The 20,310-nt window shown below is 64.8% G+C and carries 18 protein-coding genes and 1 pseudogene; 13 read left to right on the forward strand and 6 right to left on the reverse strand.

The window, feature by feature from the left end; genetic code table 11:
• Positions 1 to 245: pseudogene (locus I6F24_RS36405) on the forward strand (hypothetical protein); the annotation flags it as partial.
• 242 nt (positions 246 to 487) lie between these two features.
• Here the strand turns inward: I6F24_RS36405 and I6F24_RS36410 are convergent.
• Positions 488 to 703, reverse strand: a complete 216-nt coding sequence (locus tag I6F24_RS36410) for a hypothetical protein (RefSeq protein WP_036005032.1) — start codon at positions 701 to 703, stop codon at positions 488 to 490.
• 358 nt (positions 704 to 1,061) lie between these two features.
• On the opposite strand from I6F24_RS36410, the gene I6F24_RS36415 reads away from it, so the two are divergent.
• The 5 genes from I6F24_RS36415 to I6F24_RS36435 all read left to right on the forward strand — a co-directional run bounded on the left by I6F24_RS36415 (position 1,062) and on the right by I6F24_RS36435 (position 3,968).
• Positions 1,062 to 1,568, forward strand: coding sequence for a DUF2243 domain-containing protein (locus tag I6F24_RS36415; RefSeq protein ID WP_036005029.1), 507 nt, complete (start codon positions 1,062 to 1,064; stop codon positions 1,566 to 1,568).
• Positions 1,540 to 1,704 carry a hypothetical protein gene (locus tag I6F24_RS36420; protein WP_156447251.1) on the forward strand — a complete coding sequence of 55 codons (165 nt, stop codon included), beginning with the start codon at positions 1,540 to 1,542 and terminating at the stop codon, positions 1,702 to 1,704. Before I6F24_RS36415 ends, I6F24_RS36420 begins: the two co-directional genes overlap by 29 nt.
• A gap of 14 nt (positions 1,705 to 1,718) precedes the next feature.
• Entirely contained in the window at positions 1,719 to 2,504 is a 786-nt protein-coding gene (locus I6F24_RS36425; protein WP_036005027.1) for a succinate dehydrogenase iron-sulfur subunit, read from the forward strand.
• Positions 2,505 to 2,583: 79 nt separating this feature from the next.
• Positions 2,584 to 3,021 (forward strand): NUDIX hydrolase, encoded by a 438-nt coding sequence (locus tag I6F24_RS36430; protein ID WP_109144235.1) that lies wholly within the window; start codon positions 2,584 to 2,586, stop codon positions 3,019 to 3,021.
• A gap of 50 nt (positions 3,022 to 3,071) precedes the next feature.
• Positions 3,072 to 3,968: an SIR2 family protein gene (locus tag I6F24_RS36435; RefSeq protein WP_225145654.1), complete on the forward strand. Its 897-nt coding sequence runs from the start codon at positions 3,072 to 3,074 to the stop codon at positions 3,966 to 3,968.
• Here I6F24_RS36435 and I6F24_RS36440 read toward each other — a convergent pair.
• Positions 3,965 to 4,969: a patatin-like phospholipase family protein gene (locus tag I6F24_RS36440; RefSeq protein WP_225145655.1), complete on the reverse strand. Its 1,005-nt coding sequence runs from the start codon at positions 4,967 to 4,969 to the stop codon at positions 3,965 to 3,967. The two genes, I6F24_RS36435 and I6F24_RS36440, sit on opposite strands and share 4 nt — an antisense overlap.
• A 267-nt stretch (positions 4,970 to 5,236) precedes the next feature.
• Here I6F24_RS36440 and I6F24_RS36445 point away from each other — a divergent pair, with 267 nt between their 5' ends.
• The gene (locus I6F24_RS36445) at positions 5,237 to 6,433 is read left to right on the forward strand and encodes an NADH-quinone oxidoreductase subunit D (RefSeq protein WP_036005022.1); all 1,197 of its coding nucleotides are present in this window, start codon (positions 5,237 to 5,239) and stop codon (positions 6,431 to 6,433) included.
• A gap of 21 nt (positions 6,434 to 6,454) precedes the next feature.
• Here I6F24_RS36445 and glgX read toward each other — a convergent pair whose 3' ends face one another.
• Both glgX and I6F24_RS36455 read right to left on the reverse strand, forming a co-directional pair.
• Positions 6,455 to 8,692, reverse strand: a complete 2,238-nt coding sequence (gene glgX / locus I6F24_RS36450) for a glycogen debranching protein GlgX (protein WP_225149394.1) — start codon at positions 8,690 to 8,692, stop codon at positions 6,455 to 6,457.
• 20 nt (positions 8,693 to 8,712) lie between these two features.
• Complete coding sequence (locus I6F24_RS36455; RefSeq protein WP_036005232.1) at positions 8,713 to 8,946, reverse strand: DUF3606 domain-containing protein; 234 nt, start codon at positions 8,944 to 8,946, stop codon at positions 8,713 to 8,715.
• Positions 8,947 to 9,135: 189 nt separating this feature from the next.
• On the opposite strand from I6F24_RS36455, the gene treZ reads away from it, so the two are divergent.
• Positions 9,136 to 10,947: a malto-oligosyltrehalose trehalohydrolase gene (gene treZ / locus I6F24_RS36460; RefSeq protein ID WP_225149395.1), complete on the forward strand. Its 1,812-nt coding sequence runs from the start codon at positions 9,136 to 9,138 to the stop codon at positions 10,945 to 10,947.
• Between the two features lie 27 nt (positions 10,948 to 10,974).
• Here treZ and I6F24_RS36465 read toward each other — a convergent pair whose 3' ends face one another.
• Complete coding sequence (locus tag I6F24_RS36465; RefSeq protein ID WP_225149396.1) at positions 10,975 to 12,393, reverse strand: cytosine permease; 1,419 nt, start codon at positions 12,391 to 12,393, stop codon at positions 10,975 to 10,977.
• A 264-nt stretch (positions 12,394 to 12,657) separates the two neighbouring features.
• Positions 12,658 to 13,152, reverse strand: coding sequence for a MarR family transcriptional regulator (locus tag I6F24_RS36470; protein ID WP_225114753.1), 495 nt, complete (start codon positions 13,150 to 13,152; stop codon positions 12,658 to 12,660).
• 160 nt (positions 13,153 to 13,312) lie between these two features.
• Between I6F24_RS36470 and I6F24_RS36475 the strand changes: the two genes are divergently transcribed.
• From I6F24_RS36475 to I6F24_RS36495, 5 genes are all read left to right on the forward strand, one after another.
• Complete coding sequence (locus tag I6F24_RS36475; RefSeq protein ID WP_225143148.1) at positions 13,313 to 14,590, forward strand: amidohydrolase/deacetylase family metallohydrolase; 1,278 nt, start codon at positions 13,313 to 13,315, stop codon at positions 14,588 to 14,590.
• Between the two features lie 9 nt (positions 14,591 to 14,599).
• On the forward strand, positions 14,600 to 16,993 hold the full coding sequence (locus I6F24_RS36480) for a xanthine dehydrogenase family protein molybdopterin-binding subunit (protein WP_225145863.1): 2,394 nt from the start codon (positions 14,600 to 14,602) through the stop codon (positions 16,991 to 16,993).
• On the forward strand, positions 16,990 to 17,826 hold the full coding sequence (locus I6F24_RS36485; RefSeq protein WP_057029911.1) for an FAD binding domain-containing protein: 837 nt from the start codon (positions 16,990 to 16,992) through the stop codon (positions 17,824 to 17,826). The genes I6F24_RS36480 and I6F24_RS36485 overlap by 4 nt, the downstream gene beginning before the upstream one ends.
• The gene (locus I6F24_RS36490) at positions 17,823 to 19,019 is read left to right on the forward strand and encodes a 2Fe-2S iron-sulfur cluster-binding protein (RefSeq protein ID WP_225149397.1); all 1,197 of its coding nucleotides are present in this window, start codon (positions 17,823 to 17,825) and stop codon (positions 19,017 to 19,019) included. The genes I6F24_RS36485 and I6F24_RS36490 overlap by 4 nt, the downstream gene beginning before the upstream one ends.
• A 76-nt stretch (positions 19,020 to 19,095) precedes the next feature.
• Entirely contained in the window at positions 19,096 to 20,250 is a 1,155-nt protein-coding gene (locus I6F24_RS36495) for an ABC transporter substrate-binding protein (protein ID WP_036004998.1), read from the forward strand.
• Positions 20,251 to 20,310: the final 60 nt, after the last annotated feature.

Here is a 20,310-nt window from a genome sequence, read left to right on the forward strand (position 1 = left end):
GGAGCACGTCGTCGGCGCCCGGGACCAACTCGGCCGGGACAGCGCAATCGAGCGGCGGCTCCGGCCCACGGGGATCGACGACCGTCGGCCGACCCGGCAATCCTGCAGGCGGCACCAATATCGGACGCATCGATGGGACCGTCACGCCCGGACCCTCGCTGCAGGGCGACGACCAGATTCGCTCGGAGACCTCCCGCGATTCCGAAGCGGATCGAAAGATCAAAGGCATCTGCAGGGGATGCTGAGCCCATGATGCTGACCCCTTGATCAGCAGGGCTTTCGCATTTGAGATTTTCTCTGCGGCCATCCTTCGAGATGTCCGCTTGAGGCGGGCTCCTCAGGATGAGGTCGGAGTGCGCGGCAGCAGTTTCAACGGGCACTGACACCGATTAGCCTCATCCTGAGGAGGCGCGTCAGCGCCGTCTCGAAGGACGAGGCGTGCGCGCAGACCGCCGCCACAAGTCATATGCGATTGCGCTGCCCCAGATCAGGACGCCGGCTTGACCGGCGTCCAGTCCAGGTCCGCATCATCGCAAGGCTCGGGGTCGGCCGGGCAAGGCCTGATCTTCAACTCGTCCTCGAGCACCGCCTCGCCCTCGGCATGCTCGACCAACCCCGCCTCATCGGCTTTCTCCAGCGCTTCCTCCTTGGTCGGAAACGTGCGGCTCATCTTCTCTCCGTCCTTGAACAGGGCGTATGCCATGATCGCCTCTCTGGCTTCCGTCGCTACGCACTATGCGATTTCCCTGAGGTGACTCAGAATCGACAATCCGAGGCCACTCAAAGCAAGCAAGAACGATCTTCTCGGTTGCATGTGCATCTCCAACATGTGAGCGACAGACGCAGCGTGATATCGAACGTTCCTATCGGGAATGAAGCCGATGACCAATCGCGCACGCGTGCCGACGAACGTCTCGCTCGCCTTAACGCATGTTAGTGATCAATTGGCACGATTGATCGCAAGCTCGATCCCAGTGAGATGCTGATCGCCATAGGAACGTGTCCGTCTAGCATGGCTTAATTCCGCATCGGAAGTGCCGAGCCGCGCACGAGTTCACCACATGCAAGACAGACAAAGCAATTTCCCGACGTCCGCAGGCGTCCTTCTCGGACTTGGCCTCGGCGCATTCTTCGACGGCATCGTCTTTCATCAGCTGCTGCAATGGCATCATATGTTAAGCGGCTGGTATCCGCTCGATTCCATCGAGAACATCACCCTCAATACAACTTGGGACGGCATCTTTCACAGTACCGCCTATGTCCTCGTGCTCGCTGGGCTTTATCTGTTATGGCAGCGGGCACGCCGAGGCGCGCCGCGGTGGTCCCGCTCGCAGTGTCTCGGGACGATCCTGATCGGGTGGGGCATCTTCAATCTCGTCGAAGGCGTGATCGATCACCAGATCCTGAGATTGCATCAGGTGAACGAGACCGTGCCCGACGGCCAGCGCATTTTCTGGGATATCGGCTTCCTGCTGTGGGGAGCTGCGATGATCGTCATGGGCGTTGCCATGGCACGCGCGGGCGCGCAGGAGGGAGTGCATGCGAAAGGCAGCTTACAGGCTCGTTAGAAACACGCCGCCGGCTCTGGTCTACGTGATGTTTCTGCTGCTGCTCGTGCTCGCGACGGCGCCGGCGTTTCGGCCAGTGCTGTTCGGCCTCTCCGTCGACGATCTCTTGCAGTTGCGCTGTTTTTCGCCGGTCTGAGCGCGGAGGTGAACATGGTGGAGTTCAGGCTCCCAAGAAACTCCCGCATCGAGCAGGGGGTGGTCTGGCCAAAGCCGGCCGGCAAGAGCTTGCGGGAATTTCAGGTCTATCGCTGGAATCCGGACGATGGCCGCAATCCCAGGCTCGACACCTATTTCGTCGATCAGACGGATTGCGGGCCGATGGTGCTGGACGGGCTGATCTGGATCAAGAACAACATCGACTCGACCCTGACCTTCAGGCGATCCTGCCGAGAGGGCGTTTGCGGCTCCTGCTCGATGAACATCGCCGGCCAGAACACGCTGGCATGCACGAGATCGATGAACGAGGATGTTGCGGAAGGCGAGCCGCTCCGCGTGCTTCCCCTGCCGCATCAGCCGGTGGTGAAGGACCTGGTGCCGGATCTGACCAACTTCTACGCGCAGCTCGCACTCATCGAGCCGTGGCTGCAGACCACGTCCCCCACGCCGCAGAAGGAATGGCGGCAAAGCCACGAAGATCGGGCGAAACTCGACGGATTGTACGAGTGTATTCTCTGCGCGTGCTGCTCGACCTCATGCCCGAGCTATTGGTGGAATTCCGAGCGTTTTCTCGGGCCGGCAGCCCTGATCCAGGCGGCGCGCTGGATCAATGACAGCCGGGACGAAGCCACCGGCGAACGCCTCGACATGCTCGAGGATCCCTTCAGGATCTATCGCTGCCACACCATTCTGAATTGCGCGAAAGCATGCCCAAAGGGCCTCAATCCCGGAGAAGCCATTTCGGCTCTGCGGCTCAAGATGGTCGAGCGGAAGTTCTGATCGCGAGCGAGACGCCACTGCGCAAAACAGGAACCATGGCTGCGGCGCTCGCTTATCAGACGCGAGTTGGAGGCGCCTGATGGGAAAGAAGCAATTTGCCGCTCTGCCGTTTCGGCTGGACAAGTCCGAGCTGCGGGTGATGCTGATCACGACCAGGCGCAAGCGCAGGTGGAGCGTCCCAAAGGGATCGCCGATGCGCAACAAGGAGCCGCACCTGACGGCTGCGCTCGAAGCCTATGAGGAGGCGGGCCTGGTCGGTGTCGTGGCCACGCGCGCACTGGGCAGCTTCAAGCATCGCAAGCGAAAAGGTGATCGCAAGCGGACCATGAACGTTGCCGTCTTCCCCATGAAGGTGCACGGGCGGGAGCGCTGGTGGCCCGAGAAGGGCGAGCGGGAGGCGATCTGGGTCTCGCCGAAGACGGCGGCGCGCCTGGTGCACAAGGCGCAGCTCCGGCGCCTGATCGCCCGGTTCGCGGCGCAGACGGCGCGCGAGACATCCTCGCCGCTCGGCCGCTGAGGGGTGGTCCGGGATTAGGAACGCGTCGCGCGCCCAATCATTCAAGGTTGATGGACCAACAAACCACGGGGCTCATATCGGAGGAGCGGCCGCCTCACGACATCCTGGCAGCGGCGATCGAGCGACGCCGCGCTGTCCTGTTTGTGGGCGCCGGGGTCTCGATGGCCGTCGGCCTACCGTCCTGGCAGTCCCTGATCGATCATCTCCTTGACGATCTCGGCCTCGATCGCAACCTCATCGATGGAATGCATGGCGGCTATCAGATGCTCGCGGAATATTATCGGATCAAGCGCGGCGGGATCGGCCCGCTGCGCAGCTGGCTCGACCGCAATTGGCGTGTCGACCCCGAGAAGATCGCCGCTTCAGAGCTGCACCGGATGATCGTCGAGCTGGATTTTCCGGTCATCTACACCACCAATTACGATCGCAACCTCGAAACCGCGTTCGACGTGCTGAACAAGCCCTTTGCGAAGATCAGCAACGCGAAGGAGATCGCGAGCGCTCGCGCCGGCGTCACCCACATCATCAAATTCCACGGCGACTTCGATGACGATGCTTCGCTGGTTCTGACCGAGACCGATTTTCTCAACCGGCTCGCCTTCAATTCCCCGCTCGATATCCGCTTTCGCGCGGATGCGCTGGGAAGCACGCTGCTGTTCGTCGGATACAGCATGTCCGATCCGAACATCCGGCTGCTGCTGCACCGGATCTGGCAGATCTGGGACGAGTCCGGGCACAGCCAGGACCGGCCGCGATCCTTCGTATTCGTCGCGCAGCGCAATCCGGTGCAGGAGGCGGTGCTCGCCAACTGGGGCATCACCACCATCGCCCCGCCCGAGGGTATGGCTGCCGATGACGGTCTCAGGCGGCTGCTGCGCGACATTCGCGAGCGGCTTGACGGCAGGACAGCGCCTAGCTCCGGTCCCGACACCGAGAGACATCGCTAGGGCCGCCGCACGCTGCAGATCTCGTTCGGGGCTAGAGTGAGGCTTGCGGCATATTGCATATCCAGAAAGCCGGCGCGCCAGCGCTGCGCCATGGCCGTCTCCGACAGATCAAAGGACTTTTCCGGCCCGGCCTCCTCGCGGCCCGGCCGGTAGCTCAGGAGATAGACCTCGTCCTTGTAGTGGAGGTCCTGAAGCTCGGCGCGGAGCTGACGGGCCTCCAGAGCGTAGCCGAGGCGCTGGAAGGTCTGGTTGCCGAAGGTCAGGTCGCTCTTGCGCTCGGAGGCGGCCTCGAGCCCATCGGGGACTTTGCCGTCGCGCGGAAACAGATCGATCACATAGAGGCGGAGCGGGCCTGCAGTCTCCAGGATCGGATCGAACGGCGCGTTCAGCGAGAACCCGCCGTCGCCAAGCCAGCGGCCGGCGATCTGCACCGGAGCGAATTCGGGGAGAAAGCCGCAGCTGGCCAGGATATGGTCCATTTCGATCCGCTCCGATGCGGAGTCGAACAACACGGCATCGCCGCTCTCGACATCGGTGGCGCAGATCGTGATGCGCAGATCGCCGCCATTCAGACGTCCGAAATCAATCAAGCGCTGCAGGCGTTGGCGGGTCGGGCCGAGATCGTAGATGCCGCCGTAGTGAGACGCCGGAATGGGGAGGCGGGGGTGGAAGAAACCGGAATGACCCAGCACGCGCGTACTGATCGAGCTCAGCCACGCAAAAGTATGGCGGCCGGCGTTCGGCACGTCGGCTGGACTGCTTGGGGCATGCCAATAGCTGCGTAAATTGCGCAGCCGATCGTCGCACGGGCTCCCCGCGATCAGCGCGGCCGTGATGGCCCCGGCCGACGAACCGGTCACCCAGTCGATCGGCAGCCGAAGCGAACTGAGGGCTTCAAACACACCGCCATGATAGGCGCCGAGGCCGAGCCCGCCGGAGAACGTGATGGCGGTGAGAGGACGCTCGGCTGTGCCGCCAGGCTCAGCTGCACGGTCGGTCAAGACGGGCGCCAATTGCCGGTCGGGTGGTCGCGCCGATCACCGGTATCTCCCGCAATAGCGAAGATTGATCGCGAGAGCGGCGGCGAGCAATCGACATTCATCTCAAAGCTCCAATGTCGACAATTGAACGCGGCTCTTGATGCCGTGTTCCAAAGGCTCAAACGGCACGCATGGCCGCCCTTTGCGGCGAGCCGTTAACCTGTGTGAAGCCGGTCGCTGCAGATCGCGGCTAAGGTGACGGCTGCGACAGCTCCGACCGGAAGCGGGATGCCAGAACAATCTCCGAGCCTCAGAAATTTCACCATCAACTTCGGTCCTCAACATCCCGCCGCGCACGGGGTGTTGCGGCTGGTGCTCGAGCTGGACGGCGAAGTCGTCGAGCGCGTCGATCCGCATATCGGCCTTCTGCACCGCGGCACCGAAAAGCTGATCGAGGCCAAGACCTATCTCCAGGCCATTCCCTATTTCGACCGGCTCGACTACGTTGCTCCGCTGACCCAGGAACATGCCTTCTGCCTCGCCATCGAACGGCTGATCGGCATTGAGGTGCCGCGCCGCGGCCAGCTTATCAGGGTGCTCTATCACGAGATCAGCCGCATCCTCTCGCACCTTCTGAACGTCACCACCCAGGCCATGGACGTCGGCGCCTTGACCCCGCCGCTCTGGGGCTTCGAAGAGCGCGAGAAGCTCATGGTGTTCTACGAGCGCGCCTCCGGCAGCCGGATGCATGCCAATTATTTCCGGCCGGGCGGCGTGCACCAGGATCTGCCGCCCAAGCTGATCGACGACATCGAGGCCTGGTGTGATCCGTTTCTGAAAGTCGTGGATGATCTCGACCGCTTGCTAACGCTCAACCGGATCTTCAGGGCGCGCAACGTGGATATCGGCAGGGTGACGCTGGAGCAGGCCTGGGCGTGGGGATTTTCGGGCGTGATGGTGCGCGGCTCGGGCGCCGCCTGGGATTTGCGCAAGGCGCAGCCTTACGACTGCTATGCGGAGATGGATTTCGACATCCCCATCGGCAAGAACGGAGACTGCTACGACCGTTATCTCATTCGCATGGAGGAGATGAGGCAGTCCGTCCGCATCATGAAGCAGTGCATCGAGAAGCTGAAGTCGCCGGACGGCGGCGGCCCGGTGATCGTGCAGGACAACAAGGTCGCGCCGCCCCGGCGCGGTGAGATGAAGCGGTCGATGGAGGCGCTGATCCATCACTTCAAGCTCTACACCGAGGGCTTCCATGTTCCCCCCGGCGAAATCTACGTCGCCGTCGAGGCGCCCAAGGGCGAATTCGGCGTGTTTCTCGTCGCGGATGGGACCAACACCGCCTACAAGTGCAAGATCAGGTCGCCCGGCTTCGCCCATCTGCAAGCGATGGATTTCCTCTGCAAAGGGCATTTGCTGGCGGACGTCTCGGCGATCCTGGGCTCGCTGGACATCGTGTTCGGCGAAGTCGATCGCTGATCGTGAACGGCCGGCACGCACCTACTCGGGCAGAGGCGTGTCGGCGATGTCCAGCAGCGCGCCGAGGCCTTGGCGGAGGCGCCGCGTCGCGATGCTGTCGTTGGCAAGGCCGAGCACCACGAGCGAGCGCGCGGTCACCGCGTAAGCATGCCCGAACTCGAACTCGGCCATCGGCGCGTCGGGCCGATTGGTGTCGATCAGGCCGAGCCAGCTGCGTCCGTCGGTGACCTCCGGCAGGGTGAAATTCACGACGTCGTGGTGCGCGTTGTAGACCAGCAGCATGGTCGCATCCGAGCCGCGGCGCTTGATCCCGGTCTCCTGCGCGCGGCCGTCGAGCAGCATGCCGAAGCACTTCGCATTGCCGTCCTGCCATTGCTCCGTCGTCATCTCCTCGCCGGACGGCGACAGCCAGGTGACGTCCTTGACGTCGAGCTCCTCGTTGTGCGAGCCGACCAGGAAGCGGCTGCGGTAGAGGATCGGAAACGCCTTGCGGGTGGCGATCAGCTTGCGCACGAACTCGCGCAGGCTGCGGCCGTTCGCGGTGATGCCCATCCAATTGAGCCAGGTGGTCTCGTTGTCCTGGGCGTAAGCATTGTTATTGCCGTTCTGGGTGTGCCCGAACTCGTCGCCCGCGAGCAGCATCGGCGTACCGTGGGACAGCAGCATCGTTGCCAGCAGATTCCGCTTCTGGCGCTCGCGCAAGGCGGTGATCTCGGCGTCGTTGGTCGGCCCTTCGACGCCGCAATTCCAGGAATGGTTGTTGTCGTGACCGTCGCGATTGTCCTCGCCATTCGCCTCGTTGTGCTTGTCGTTGTAGGAGACGAGATCGTTGAGGTTGAAGCCGTCATGCGCGGTGACGAAATTGACGCTGGCCCAGGGCCGGCGTCCGCGCTTGTTGAAGAGGTCGCCGGAGCCCGAAACGCGCTTGGCGACGTCGGCCAGCGTGCCCGGATCGCCCTTCCAGAAGGCGCGCACCGTGTCCCTGAACTTGTCGTTCCACTCGGCCCAGCCCGGCGGAAACTGACCGACCTGATAGCCACCGGGCCCGATATCCCAGGGTTCCGCGATCAGCTTGACGCTGGAGAGCACGGGATCCTGGCGGCAGGCGTCGAGGAAGCCGCCGCCTTCATCGAAGCCATAGGGTTCGCGCGCCAGGATGGTGGCGAGATCGAAACGGAAGCCGTCGACCCGCATCTCGGTCGCCCAGTAGCGCAAGGAATCGGCGACGAGTTGCAGCACACGCTGATGCGAAAGATTGACGGTGTTTCCGGTGCCGGTGTCGTTGATGTAGTAGCGCTTCTCGTCCGGCAGCAGGCGGTAATAGCTGGCATTGTCGATGCCCTTGAACGACAGGGTCGGGCCGAGCTCGTTGCCTTCGGCGGTGTGATTGTAGACGACGTCGAGAATGACCTCGATGCCATGGGCGTGAAACTGGTTGACCATGGCCTTGAATTCGTTGGCCGATGTCGCTTTCAGGTAACGCGGCTCCGGCGCGAAGAAGGCAATGGAGTTGTAGCCCCAGTAGTTGCGCAGGCCTTTCTCGACCAGATAGCTGTCGTCGACGAAGGCATGGATCGGTAATAGCTCGGCGCTGGTGATGCCGAGCGAGCGCAAGTAAGCCGGGATTTCCGAATGTGCGAGCCCCGAGAACGTGCCGCGATCGGCTTCCGGCACCAGCGGATGCAGCTGGGTGAAGCCTTTGACGTGCATCTCGTAGACGATCGTGCGCTCCCACGGCACTTCCGGCTTGCGCGCCACGCCCCAGGTAAAGGCGGGATCGATGACGCGGCATTTCTGCATCAAGGGCGCGCTGTCGCGTTCATCATAGGACAGGTCCTTGTCGGCGTGATCCAGCCGGTAGCCGAACAGCTCCGGCCCCCAGCGGAGCTGGCCGACCAGCTGCCTGGCGTAGGGATCGAGCACGAGCTTGTTGGGATTGAAGCGGTGGCCGGCGTCGGGTTGGTAAGGACCATGGACGCGATAGCCGTAGACGGTCCCGGGACGGGCGGAGGGCAGATAGCCGTGCCAGACCTCGTCGGTATATTCGGGCAGCTCGATGCGCTCGAGCTCGGCTTCGCCGGTATCGTCGAACAGGCAGAGCTCGACCTTGGTGGCGTGGGCGGAGAACAGCGCGAAATTGACGCCGAGGCCATCCCAGGTGGCGCCGAGCGGGAAAGGTCTGCCTTCGGTGATCCGGGTGCGGCGCAGGCGTGAGGCCGTCCGCGTCAGGGCCTCGTCTGAATGTGCTGGCTGGTCCATCTCTGCCCCCGAGTTGCCCGTCAGGATGTCGGCGCAGTCGCGGCGGTGGGCTCCACGTCGGCCGGCTTGGACGGCGCGTTGGCTTTTTGCAGAGCCGCCTCCTTGCTGATGGCCGGAATGGAGTTGCCGATCCGCCCGACGATCGCGATCAGCTCAGCGTCCGAAAGTCCGAGCCGTTTCTTGACGAGGCGCACCTGGGCGCGGTCGGTCAGGTCGAGCTTGTTGCGGATCAGTTGCGGCTTCGGGCGGCGCATGGCCACGGCTCCTGTCTGGGATGGTAACCGTCGCGCTGCTGATTCCGTTCCCGTTGCGCTGCAAATGTCCGGCGTCGGCGCCGTGCAGGAACGAACGCACACCGCTCCGCTTTGTCGCCCTGACGTGCGCAATTGCATGCCGAAGTGGGCATGCGGCGAAAGGGGACGGGCTTGAATCAGAGGCTGGGAATGGCCGAGCAAAATCGGCGCCATGGTCCTCAGATCGTCGATCATGGGGTCTCGTTCAACCTGTGGGCGCCGACGGCGCGATCGGTCGAGCTGCTCGAAATCGGCCAGCCGCCACGCAAGATGCCGCGCGATGCGGACGGCTGGTATCAGCTATTGAGCCAAACTGCGCGCGCCGGCACGCGCTATCAGTTCAGGATCAACCAAGACCTCGTCGTGCCCGATCCCGCCTCGTGCTTCCAGCCGGACGACGTCGGCGCGCCGAGCGAGGTGGTCGACATGGCCGCGTTGAGGGACCCGGTGCTCTATCCGGGCCGTCCCTGGGCGGAAGCCGTGATCTACGAGCTGCATGTCGGCACGTTCAGCGAGGAGGGGACCTATGCCGGCGTCGAGAAGAAGCTGCCTTATCTTCGCGATCTCGGCATCACCGCCATCGAGCTGATGCCGCTCAACGACGTCCCCGGGCGGCACAATTGGGGCTATGACGGCGTGCTCCTGAACGCGCCGAATGCCCGCTATGGCCGGCCGGAGGATCTCAAGCGGCTGCTGCGCGCGGCGCATGCCCTTGACCTCATGGTCTATCTCGACGTCGTCTATAACCATTTCGGGCCGCAGCTGAACTATCTGCATCTCTATGCGGAGAACTTCTTCAACCCGCGCCACACCACCGGGTGGGGGCCCGCCGTCAACCTCGAAGGAGCCGACGGCGCGTTCGTGCGCGGGTTTCTGATCGAGAATGCCCTGATGTGGCTGCGCGATTATGGGTTCGACGGCCTGCGCTTCGATGCCGTTCATGCACTGAAGGACGACTCGAAACGTCATTTCCTGGTCGAGCTCGCCGAGACCCTGCGCTGCCAGCTGGCGGGCCGGCGCATCCATCTGATGCTGGAGAACGAAGCCAATCAGGCGCACCTGCTCGCGCGTTCGCAGGGACGAGCGACGTACTACGATGCGCAATGGGGCGACGACTTCCACAATGCGCTCCACGTCCTGCTCACGGGCGAGGACGAAGGTTATTACCGGGCGTTTGCGGACAAGCCGCTCGAGCATTTGGCGCGATCCCTCACCGAGGGCTTTGCCTATCAGGGCGAGGTGTTTCCCCTGCACCAGGCGCCGCGCGGCGAGCCGAGCGCTCATCTGCCGCCCGAAGCGACCATCTTCTTCGCCCAGAACCACGACCAGGTCGGCAACCGCGCTTTCGGGGAGCGGCTGTCGCGGTTGGTCGGTCCGGACAAGCTGGAGCTGGCCCTCGCACTGGTTCTGCTCAGCCCGCATATTCCAATGCTGTTCATGGGCGAGGAAGCGGCAGCCGAAACGCCCTTCCTGTTCTTCGCCGACTGGTCGGGCGAAGCCGCCGAACTGACACGGGAAGGCCGCCGCAAGGAGTTTTCACACTTCAAGGCGTTCGCGACGCCCGAAACGCGCGCCGGAATCCCGGACCCGTGCGACGAAAGAACCTTCCGCGCCTCCAAGCTGGACTGGACCAGCATCGAGCAATCGCCTTCCGGCACCAGGTTCCGAGCACTGACGACGCAGTTGTTGACGATCCGGCGCGAGAAGATCGTGCCGCTGATCAAACGCGGGTTCGTTTCGGCGCAGCGACAATTGCTCGGCGCGAATCCTCGGATGGGGGGCGTGGATGTGCGCTGGCAGACGGAGCAGGGCGACGTTCTGCAGATTGTCGCCAATCTCGCCGACCTCGAACTGCCGATGCCGTCGCTGGTCGACGGCGAGAGCCTGTGGCGATTGCGCCGTCATGTCGCCGGAGCACTTGCGCCCGGCGACATGATCGTGAGGCTTGGCCGCAAGCGCTGACGACAGACGAAGTTCAGCGCTCTCAGGCTAACTGCCGGCGCGGCTCGCGACGGCCGGTGTGGGCGAGGTCGCGAACTTGCCGAGCCCAAGGTAGACGAGGCCCGCCACGCCGATTCCGAACAACCAGCTCAGATCGGCACCGCCGAGCAGATAGATCGAGATCGGCCCCTGCAGCGCGCTGACGAGGCCGTCCTGCACCAGCCATCCGGCAACGAGGCCGGCGAAGAACGCGATCATGCCGGCCCAGTTGATGTCGCCATAGGCGCTGCTCTCCGGCGAGCGATAGAGCTCGGCCACCTCGATCTTGCCCTTGCGCTTGATGAAGAAGTCGGCGAGCACCACGCCGGCCCACGGGCTCATCCACAACAGCAGGCTGATCATCCAATGGTCAAACGCCTTCGCGAACGACGGCGCGAAGATGAAGTAGAGGGTAACCAGATAGCCGGCGACGCCGACGATGACGGTGAGCCAGAAGCGCGAGAGTTTCAGCCCCGCGCTCAGGGCCGCCAGCGCTGCCGAATAGACGTTGAGGATGTTGGTGGCGATCGGGCCGTGCAACACCATCAGGAGGACAAGGATGCTGACGGGACCGCCGAACACCGCGCTGACCATCTTGGCGGGGTCCGTGTCCAGCGTCGTCGAGGCAATGGTCGCGCCGAGAATGCCGAGCCAGACCGTCGGCACGAACATGCCGACATAGCTGTACCAGAACACGGCTTTCGACGGCGTGGAGCGCGGCACGAAGCGCGAATAGTCGGAGGCCCAGGTGACCCAGGAAATGCCCCAGCCGACGCCGATTGCGGTCATCAGCATCGTCAGCATCGCCAGATGCGCGCCTGGTGGCAGCGAGGTGGTCAGGTTCCAGTTGACGACGCCGGGCCGCGTCCAGGCCAGCACGCTCATCAGCACCATGATGGCGATGGTCGGCGGCACCGTGTACTTCTCGAAGGTGCGGATCGCGTAGAAGCCGTAGACGCCGATCATCACCTGCACCGCCATCACCAGCGTGATGACGATCATCTCGACCAGCCAGGTGTCGGGCACGCCGAACTGGCCGAGGATGCCCATCGAGACCTTGACCGGGAAATAGGTGTTCACGCCGATCCAGCCCAGCGTCATCAGGAACATCAGGATGCTCGGCAGGTAGGCGCCGCGGACGCCGAAGGCGGACCGGCTCAGCACCATCTGGTTGACGCCGGTCTTGTGTCCCATCACCGTGAAGGTCGCGAAGATCGCGCAGCCCACGATGTTGCCGAGCACGATGACCGCGATTGTCTCCATCAGGCCGAGCTTGAGGATGATGCCGAGCGCGCCGAGCGCCCAGTTCACCGGCGCGATGTTGGCGCCGGCCCAGATCCACATCTGCTGCGGCCCGCTGGAGTCCCGGTCCGCGTCGGGAATTGGCTCGATGCTGTGAATATCAGCGCGAAGTTCGGAATCCGTCATGACATCCCCCAATACGAAGCACGCTTCGCATCATCGCAGCATAAATCGTGCCATGGGCCGCGGAGCGGCCGGGCCGGGCGCGTTTCGATATCGGACGCAGCGGGGCTCGCCTCGGATGCGACTGCGTTTTCGAGCGCGGGGCATGCCGACGCGTCGGCCTGCCGCGGCACACCGGCCCCCGCCGGATAGTGGCGATCGATGCACGGCCGGGCAGCGGTACGATGATAAATTAAGCAGCCCAACTCAAAAGCGCAGCACTCGCCTCTAGTCGAATAGGGCAGCGGCGCTGTCGCGACTGGGATGGCCGGCCACGATGCGCTGCATCATCTCGATGAAGAGCGCCTGTTCCCGCTGGCTCAAATCACCGAGCGTTGCGCGATGCGCCCGCCGTGCCGCGCCCTCGATTTTAACCAGCAGCGCGGCGCCGGCCGGCGTCAGGCGGCACAATCGCGCGCGCCGATCGTCCTTGTTCACCGCGCGCTCGACAAGGTTGCGCGCCGCGAGGCGCTTCAACGCACCGGTCGTCGTAGTGCGATCGAGCGCGATATCGGCCGCCAAAGTGGTCTGATCGGCGGTTTCTCGCACCGCCAGCGCCGAGAGCAGGCTGTATTGCAGCGGCGTGACCTCGAATTCGCCGCAGGCTTCCTGAAACAGCGCGACGTGAATCTGGTGCAGCCGGCGGATCAGATAGCCGGGCCGTTCCGACAAGGGCCAGGGGCGGTGCCGCGTCCCGCCGCGACGTGTCTTCGCTTGCCGCAATGCACACACTCCCAAGCCGAAACCCTGCCGCGCTTAGCTCGATTCGAGTGCGCCTGCCACATCGGGATCATGGCACGATGCTTGCTTTTGTCAAAATGCGAAGCATGCTTCGTAATTCGAGGGACGAAGCCTTCGCCCCTCGCAAGAAGAGGAGAGCGCCATGTCCGTCACTGCCAGCTTCGATCTTCTGCTCCGGGGTGGCCGCGTGATCTGTCCGGCCTCCGGCATCGATGGCCTCAAGGATGTCGCCATCCGCAATGGCAAGATCGCGGCGGTCGCATCCGACATTCTGCCGACCAGCGCGAAGGAGGTCGTCGATGTCAGCGGCAAGCTCGTGCTGCCCGGGCTGATCGACACCCACGCGCACGTCTATCAATATGTCTCCGGCCGTTTCGGCATGAACCCCGACATGGTGGGCGTGCAGTCCGGCGTGACCACGCTGGTCGACCAGGGCGGTCCGTCCTGCATGACGCTGCCGGGTTTCCGCCATTTCATCGCGGAAGCCTCGGCCTCGCGCGTCTATGCCTTTATCTCCGCCTATCTCGTCGGCGGCCTCGAGGGCCATTTCTATCCGCAGCTCTACAGCCCCGACGGCGTCGACATCGATGCGACCGTCAAGGCGGCAACTGCCAATCTCGATCTCGTGCGCGGCATCAAGGCTCACGCGGAGATCGGCGGCTTCGCGCGCTGGGGCATTCGTGTCATCGAGATGGCGGCCGAGATCGGCAAGCGCGCCGACCTGCCGGTCTATGTGCATTTCGGCCAGCTCTGGGGCCTGCCCGAGAGCGGCGCCAATGGCGAGGACGCCGACACCATCCTCACCCGCGTGATCCCGCTCTTGCGCGAGGGCGACATCCTCGCTCATCCCTTCACGCGCCATCCCGGCGGCTTCGTCAATCGCGAGGGCGAGGTGCATCCGGTGATCCAGGCCGCGCTCGACCGCGGCCTCAAGGTCGATGTCGGCCACGGCAGCCATTTCTCCTATCGGCTCGCGAAGAAGGCGATCGCCGCCGGAATCATTCCGACCACGCTCGGCGCCGACATCCACGGCTACAACACCCATGTGCCCGCGCCGGCCGGAACGCCCGACCAGCACGAGGACGATGAGAACCATCCCTTTGCCGGTCAGGCCAAGTTCAGCCTGGTCCAGGCGATGAGCTCGATGATGGCGCTCGGCCTGTCGCTGGAGCAGGTGGTGCCGATGGTCACCGCCAATCCCGCAAGAATGCTTGGCCGCAGCCACGAGATCGGCGCGCTCAAGATCGGCATGGACGCCGACGTCTCCGTGCTCACGGAGAGAAACGGCCGCTTCGTCCTGAAGGACAACGAGAACAACGAGGTGATTGCCGAGCGCCTGCTGCAGCCAGCCTTCTGCCTGCGCGCCGGCACCCGCTTCGATGCGGTCGCGCCGATCCTGCCGCAGGCCGTCGCGGCATAAGGCCGGGCGGTGGAGGAGAACGCGAAGTTGCGCAACGAGCGAGAATTTCCGGACGGAAAGACGGGGCAGGGCGTAGGCGCACGGCTGCCGCGCAAGGAAGACGACCGCCTGATGCGCGGCCGCGGCCAATATGTCGGAGACGTCAGGCTCGCCGGCCTTCAGGACGTCGCCTTCGTGCGCAGCCCGCTGGCGCATGCGCGCATCCGCGGCATCCATGTGCCCGAACGCCATCGCGGCAGCGTGTTCACGGCGACCGATCTCGTCGGCATCAAGCCGATCCGTGCGGTGTCGGGCCTGCCGGGCTTCAAGATCTCGGAGCAGCCGGTGCTCGCCACCGGCAAGGTGCGCCAGGTCGGTGAGCTCGTCGCGATGTGCCTCGCGCCGACCCGCGCCGAGGCCGAGGACATCGCGGCCTCCGTGACGCTCGATCTGGAGGAGCTGCCGGCGATCCATGACATGCTGAAGGCGCGCGAGCCCGGCTCGGCGCTGGTGCACGAGCATTGGGGCGACAACGTCTTCCTGGAGACCAATTACGAGGTCGACATCTCCGCCGCGCTCGATGCGCCGATCAAGGTGACGCGCGAGATCTCGACGGCGCGGCAATGCATGTCGCCGCTGGAAGGCCGCGGCGTGGTCGCGACCTTCGACGAGAGGCTCGATCAGCTCACACTGCATTCGGCGGCGCAGATGCCGCACATCACGCGCAGCGGCCTCGCCGAATGCCTCGACATGGAGGAGGGCCAGATCCGCGTCATCTCGCCCGACGTCGGCGGTGGTTTCGGTCACAAGGGAATTTTGTTGCCCGAAGAGGTCTGCCTGTCCTGGCTGACGATGCGTTGCGGCCATCCCGTGCGCTGGCTCGAAGACCGGCGCGAGCATCTCGTCGCCAGCTCCAATTGCCGCGAACATCATTACAAAATCACGGTCTATGCTGACCGTGACGGCACGCTGCGCGGCATCGACTGTGAAGCGACGGTCGATTCCGGCGCCTACTCGTCCTATCCGTTCTCGGCCTGCCTGGAGGCCGCGCAGGTCGCCAGCATCCTGCCCGGTCCCTACAAGATGCCGGCCTATCGCTGCCGCACCTTCTCGGTCGCCACCAACAAATGCCCGATCCTGCCCTATCGCGGCGTCGCGCGCACCGGCGTCTGCTTTGCGCTGGAATTGATGCTCGACCTCGTGGCGGCGGAAGCCGGCCTAGAGCCCGGCGAGGTGCGGCTGCGCAATCTGGTGCGCCCTGAACAGATGCCGTTCGACAACATCACCAAGAAGCATTTCGACAGCGGCGATTATCCGGAAGCGATGCGCCGCGCACTCGCAGCCATCGACATCGACGCCATCCGCGCCAGGCAAAAGCAGGGCGAGGCCGACGGCCGCCGCATCGGCGTCGGCATCTCCATCTATTGCGAGCAGGCCGCGCACGGCACCTCGGTCTATTCCGGCTGGGGTATCCCGATGGTGCCGGGCCATGAGCAGGCCTCGGCGCGCCTGACGCCGGACGGTGGCCTTGAACTGCGTGTCGGCGTGCACTCGCACGGGCAGGGCATGGAGACGACGCTCGCCCAGGTCGCGCACGAAATCCTGGGCGTGGATGTCGCAAACATCCGCATCGTCCTCGGCGACACCGCGATGACGCCGTATTCGACCGGCACCTGGGGCTCGCGCTCGATGGTGATGGCGGGTGGTGCGGTCGCGACCGCCTGCCGCGAGCTCGGCGAACGTGCGCGCCGCATCGGCGCGAAACTTTTGCAGCACGATCCGGCCTCCGTGGTATTGCAGAACGGCGAGGTGCGCGGCGTCAACGGCAGCGTCAGCCTGAAGGCGATCGCCCACACCTGGTACCGCCGCCCGCAGGATTTGCCGCCAGACGTCGATCCGGGCGGGCTCGAGGTCACCCAAGGCTACAAGCCCGTGCGCGACAGCGGCACCTTCAGCTATGCCGCGCATGCAGCCGTGGTCGCGGTCGATCCTGATATCGGCGAGGTCGAGATCCTCGACTATGTGATCGTCGAGGACGGCGGCGTGCTGGTCAATCCGCTCGTCGTCGACGGCCAGATCTATGGCGGCCTCGCGCAAGGCATCGGCACCGCGCTCTACGAGGAAATGCCGTTCGATGCCTCCGGCCAGCCGCTGGCGACGACGCTCGCGGATTACCTGTTGCCCGGTCCGACCGAGGTCCCGGCCGCGCGCCTCGACCACATGGAGACGCCGTCGCCCTATACGCAATTCGGGGTGAAGGGCATCGGCGAGGGCGGCGCCATCGCACCGCCCGCCGCAATCGCCAATGCCGTCAACGACGCGCTGCGCCCGCTCGGCGTCGAGCTGATGCAGTCGCCGATCACGCCGCATCGCATCGTCGCGGCGGTGCTGGCCGCGCGTGCGGCTGAGAGGAGCGCGGCATGAAACCGGCGCCCTTTGCTTACGAGCGCCCGCGCGATCTCGATGCGGCTCTCTCGATGCTGGCCGCAAGCGGCGGATCGGCGAAGATCATCGCCGGCGGCCAATCGCTCGGCCCGATGCTCAATCTGCGGCTGGTGCAGCCGGAGCTGATTATTGACATTTCCGGCCTTGCCGAGCTCAAGCGCGCAGAGGTCTCCGGCGACGAGCTCGTGCTGGGCGCCCTCGTCACCCATGCCGATATCGAGGACGGCCGCACGGCCGACGTGACCCGCGGCGCCATGCGGGCTGTCGCTGCCAACATCGCCTATCGCGCGGTCCGCAATCGCGGCACGATCGGCGGCTCGCTCAGCCATGCCGATCCCGCCGCGGACTGGATCTCGGCGCTGGCGGCCCTGGGTGCGCGCGTGACATTGCGCAGTCTTGCCGGTGTGCGATCGATGGCGGTCGAAGCGTTTGTGGTCGGTGCGCTGGAATCTGCGCTGCATGCCGGCGAGATCGTCGAGGCGGTCCACGTGCCGGCGCGATCGGCGACTGCGCATTGGGGTTATGCCAAGAGCTGCCGCAAGACCGGCGAATTCGCCCATGCCATCGGTGCGATATTGGTCGATCCCGCTGCCGCCTCGGCGCGTATCGTGATCGGTGCCATCGATACGACGCCGATCGTCATCACCGATGCCGCCGAGCTGTTCGGCGGCCGGATTGCCGCCGACTACAAGCAGCGCTTCGATGTCCGTGCCGCCGATGCCCTGCTCGCAAGCGCCGGCATCGACGATGCCGCGCAGCGCCACATCCATGTCAGCGTGCTGAAGCGCGCCGTTCTGGAGGCCGCGGCATGACCACGATCGCGCTTCAGGTCAATCGCCGCGCGGTGGAGCTGCACGCCGAGCCGCGCACCAGCCTTGCCGATTTCGTCCGCGACAGGCTCGATCTCACCGGCACGCATCTCGGCTGCGAGCATGGGGTCTGCGGCGCCTGCACTGTGCTGCTCGACGGCGTGCCGGCGCGCTCCTGCATCACCTATGCGGCGGCCTGCGAGGGCGCCGATGTCACCACGATCGAAGGCCTCGACGACGACGAGATCACGACCGAGCTGCGCGCTGCCTTCGCCCGCGAGCATGCCCTGCAATGCGGCTATTGCACGCCCGGCATGCTGGTCTCGGCGCGCGACCTGGTGCTGCGTCTGCCCGACGCCGGCGAGCGCCAGATTCGCATCGGCCTCAGCGGCAATCTCTGCCGCTGCACCGGCTATGTCGGCATTGTGCGCGCGGTGCAGTCCGTGATCGAGGCAAGGCGCGCGCGCAACGTCGCGCCGGTGGCGGATGGAGGCCGGACCGTCCTTGGTCCTGCCGGCTCGGGGCGAGCGGCAACCGCCCGGAACGAGCTGCGGCCTGCGCGGCACGCGCCAGCTCCGGCACCGGAAAGTGCCACCCCAAGCAGCATCCCCGACTTCACGCCGGCAACAATGCTCGATCAGCGCTTCACGCTGCCGTATCCGCCGGCAAAGGTGTTCGCGATGTTCGAGGATATTGCAGGCATCGCCGCCTGCCTCCCTGGCGTATCGCTGTCGTCGACACCAAAGCCGGAGCGCGTCGAAGGATCGATCCGCGTCAGGCTCGGTCCGATCGGAGCAAGCTTCGAGGGTGCCGCGCGCGTCGAGCGGGATCCCGCGACACTCTCGGGGCGCATCGTCGGCATCGGCACCGACCAGCGCAGCCATTCGGCGACGCAGGGCGAGATCCATTACCGCCTGCTGCCGCTCGAAGGCGGCGCGGCGACCGCGGTCGAACTGTCGATCGGCTACACGCTCACGGGAATGCTGGCTCAGGTCGGTCGTCCCGGCCTCGTGCGAGACCTTGCAAAACGTCTCGTTGCGGAGTTCGCCGCCAATCTCGACCGCCACATGTCCGGCGCCTCGTCGGGGCAGGCAGGTCCGGCGGAGCTCAGCTTCTGGTCGATTGCATCGGACGTCTTGCGAGCCCGGCTCGCGCAAATATTTCGCCGCACCTTCGGAAGAGGTGGCGCGGAATGATCGGCGAACCGGCGCCGCGGAGTGACGAAGCCTGGACTGCCCTGACATCAACAGCGTGGGATTTGGAGAGACAAACATGACACGAACACTCGGACTGGTTCCGGCAATCGCGTTGGCGACGGCCTTGTTCGGCGGCGCCGCGGGGGCGCAGACCATCAAGATCGGCGTCAACGAGCCGCTCACCGGCGCGTTCGCGGCCTCAGGCACTTACGTCGTCAACGGTGCGAAGATCGCCGCCGACGAGATCAACGCCAAGGGCGGCATCCTCGGCAAGAAGATCGAGCTCGTCATCGAGGACAACAAGAGCAACCCGACGGAGGCCGCCGCCGTCGCCGAGAAGCTCATCACCAGCGACAAGGTGCCGGTCCTGATGGGCGCCTGGGGCTCGAGCCTGACGCTCGCGGTGATGCCGAAGCTGATGGAATACGAGACGCCGATGGTGGTGGAGACCTCGTCCTCCGGCAAGATCACGACGACGGGCAATCCCTTCATCTTCCGCATCTCGCCGCCCTCCGCGATCGAGGCGGCCGCGTTCAAGAACATCGTCGACAAGCTCGCGCTCAAGAAGGTCGACTTTCTCGTCATCAACAACGACTGGGGCCGCGGCACCGCCGAGGATTTCAGCAAGATGATGAAGGAGAAGGGCATCGGCATCGGCCTGGTCGAGACCATGGACCAGGGCGCGCAGGACATGAGCGCGCAGCTCTCCAAGATCAAGAGCTCGGACTCTGAGACCGTCATCGTCACCACCGCCGTCGACCAGCTCACGCTGATCTTCAAGCAGGCCGCTGCGCTCGGCCTGAAGAAGCGCATCATCACCACCGGCGGCTCGCAGAACCCGGACCAGATCATCGCCCAGGCGGGAGCGGCCGCCAACGGCACCATGCATCTGACCACCTTCCTGCCCTGGTTCCCGGACAAGACGCCGAACCCGGAAGCCACCAACTATTTCATCGCGGAATGGAAGAAGCGCGGCTTCGACTTCGCCGGCTGCACCGAGAGTTTTCGCGGCTATGACGGCATCCGCACCGTCGCCGCCGCGATCGAGAAGGCCGGCAAGGCCGAGCCTGCCGCGATCAAGGCGGCGCTCTGGAACATCAACATCAAGGGGCTGAACGGCGACATCGTGTTCCGCAAGTCGGGCCCTGAGGGCAAGGAAAGCGGTCAGAGCCAGCCGAATGTCTATCTCATCGAGATAGCCGACGGCAAGATCGAGATGAAGACGCTCTGACGCGCTTGTTCGCAGGCGAGGGCGGCACATCGCGGCCCTCGCCGGCATCCAGAATATCCA

The sequence above is a fragment of the Bradyrhizobium sp. BRP23 genome (assembly GCF_020194135.1).
Lineage (GTDB): Bacteria > Pseudomonadota > Alphaproteobacteria > Rhizobiales > Xanthobacteraceae > Bradyrhizobium > Bradyrhizobium yuanmingense.

Excerpts from the sequence above, each read along its gene's own strand:
- I6F24_RS36410 (WP_036005032.1), bottom strand. The coding sequence starts at position 703 with ATGGCATACGCCCTGTTCAAGGACGGAGAGAAGATGAGCCGCACGTTT.
- I6F24_RS36415 (WP_036005029.1), top strand. The coding sequence starts at position 1,062 with ATGCAAGACAGACAAAGCAATTTCCCGACGTCCGCAGGCGTCCTTCTC.
- I6F24_RS36420 (WP_156447251.1), top strand. The coding sequence starts at position 1,540 with ATGCGAAAGGCAGCTTACAGGCTCGTTAGAAACACGCCGCCGGCTCTG.
- I6F24_RS36425 (WP_036005027.1), top strand. The coding sequence starts at position 1,719 with ATGGTGGAGTTCAGGCTCCCAAGAAACTCCCGCATCGAGCAGGGGGTG.
- I6F24_RS36430 (WP_109144235.1), top strand. The coding sequence starts at position 2,584 with ATGGGAAAGAAGCAATTTGCCGCTCTGCCGTTTCGGCTGGACAAGTCC.
- I6F24_RS36435 (WP_225145654.1), top strand. The coding sequence starts at position 3,072 with ATGGACCAACAAACCACGGGGCTCATATCGGAGGAGCGGCCGCCTCAC.
- I6F24_RS36445 (WP_036005022.1), top strand. The coding sequence starts at position 5,237 with ATGCCAGAACAATCTCCGAGCCTCAGAAATTTCACCATCAACTTCGGT.
- glgX (WP_225149394.1), bottom strand. The coding sequence starts at position 8,692 with ATGGACCAGCCAGCACATTCAGACGAGGCCCTGACGCGGACGGCCTCA.
- I6F24_RS36455 (WP_036005232.1), bottom strand. The coding sequence starts at position 8,946 with ATGCGCCGCCCGAAGCCGCAACTGATCCGCAACAAGCTCGACCTGACC.
- treZ (WP_225149395.1), top strand. The coding sequence starts at position 9,136 with ATGGCCGAGCAAAATCGGCGCCATGGTCCTCAGATCGTCGATCATGGG.
- I6F24_RS36465 (WP_225149396.1), bottom strand. The coding sequence starts at position 12,393 with ATGACGGATTCCGAACTTCGCGCTGATATTCACAGCATCGAGCCAATT.
- I6F24_RS36475 (WP_225143148.1), top strand. The coding sequence starts at position 13,313 with ATGTCCGTCACTGCCAGCTTCGATCTTCTGCTCCGGGGTGGCCGCGTG.
- I6F24_RS36485 (WP_057029911.1), top strand. The coding sequence starts at position 16,990 with ATGAAACCGGCGCCCTTTGCTTACGAGCGCCCGCGCGATCTCGATGCG.
- I6F24_RS36490 (WP_225149397.1), top strand. The coding sequence starts at position 17,823 with ATGACCACGATCGCGCTTCAGGTCAATCGCCGCGCGGTGGAGCTGCAC.
- I6F24_RS36495 (WP_036004998.1), top strand. The coding sequence starts at position 19,096 with ATGACACGAACACTCGGACTGGTTCCGGCAATCGCGTTGGCGACGGCC.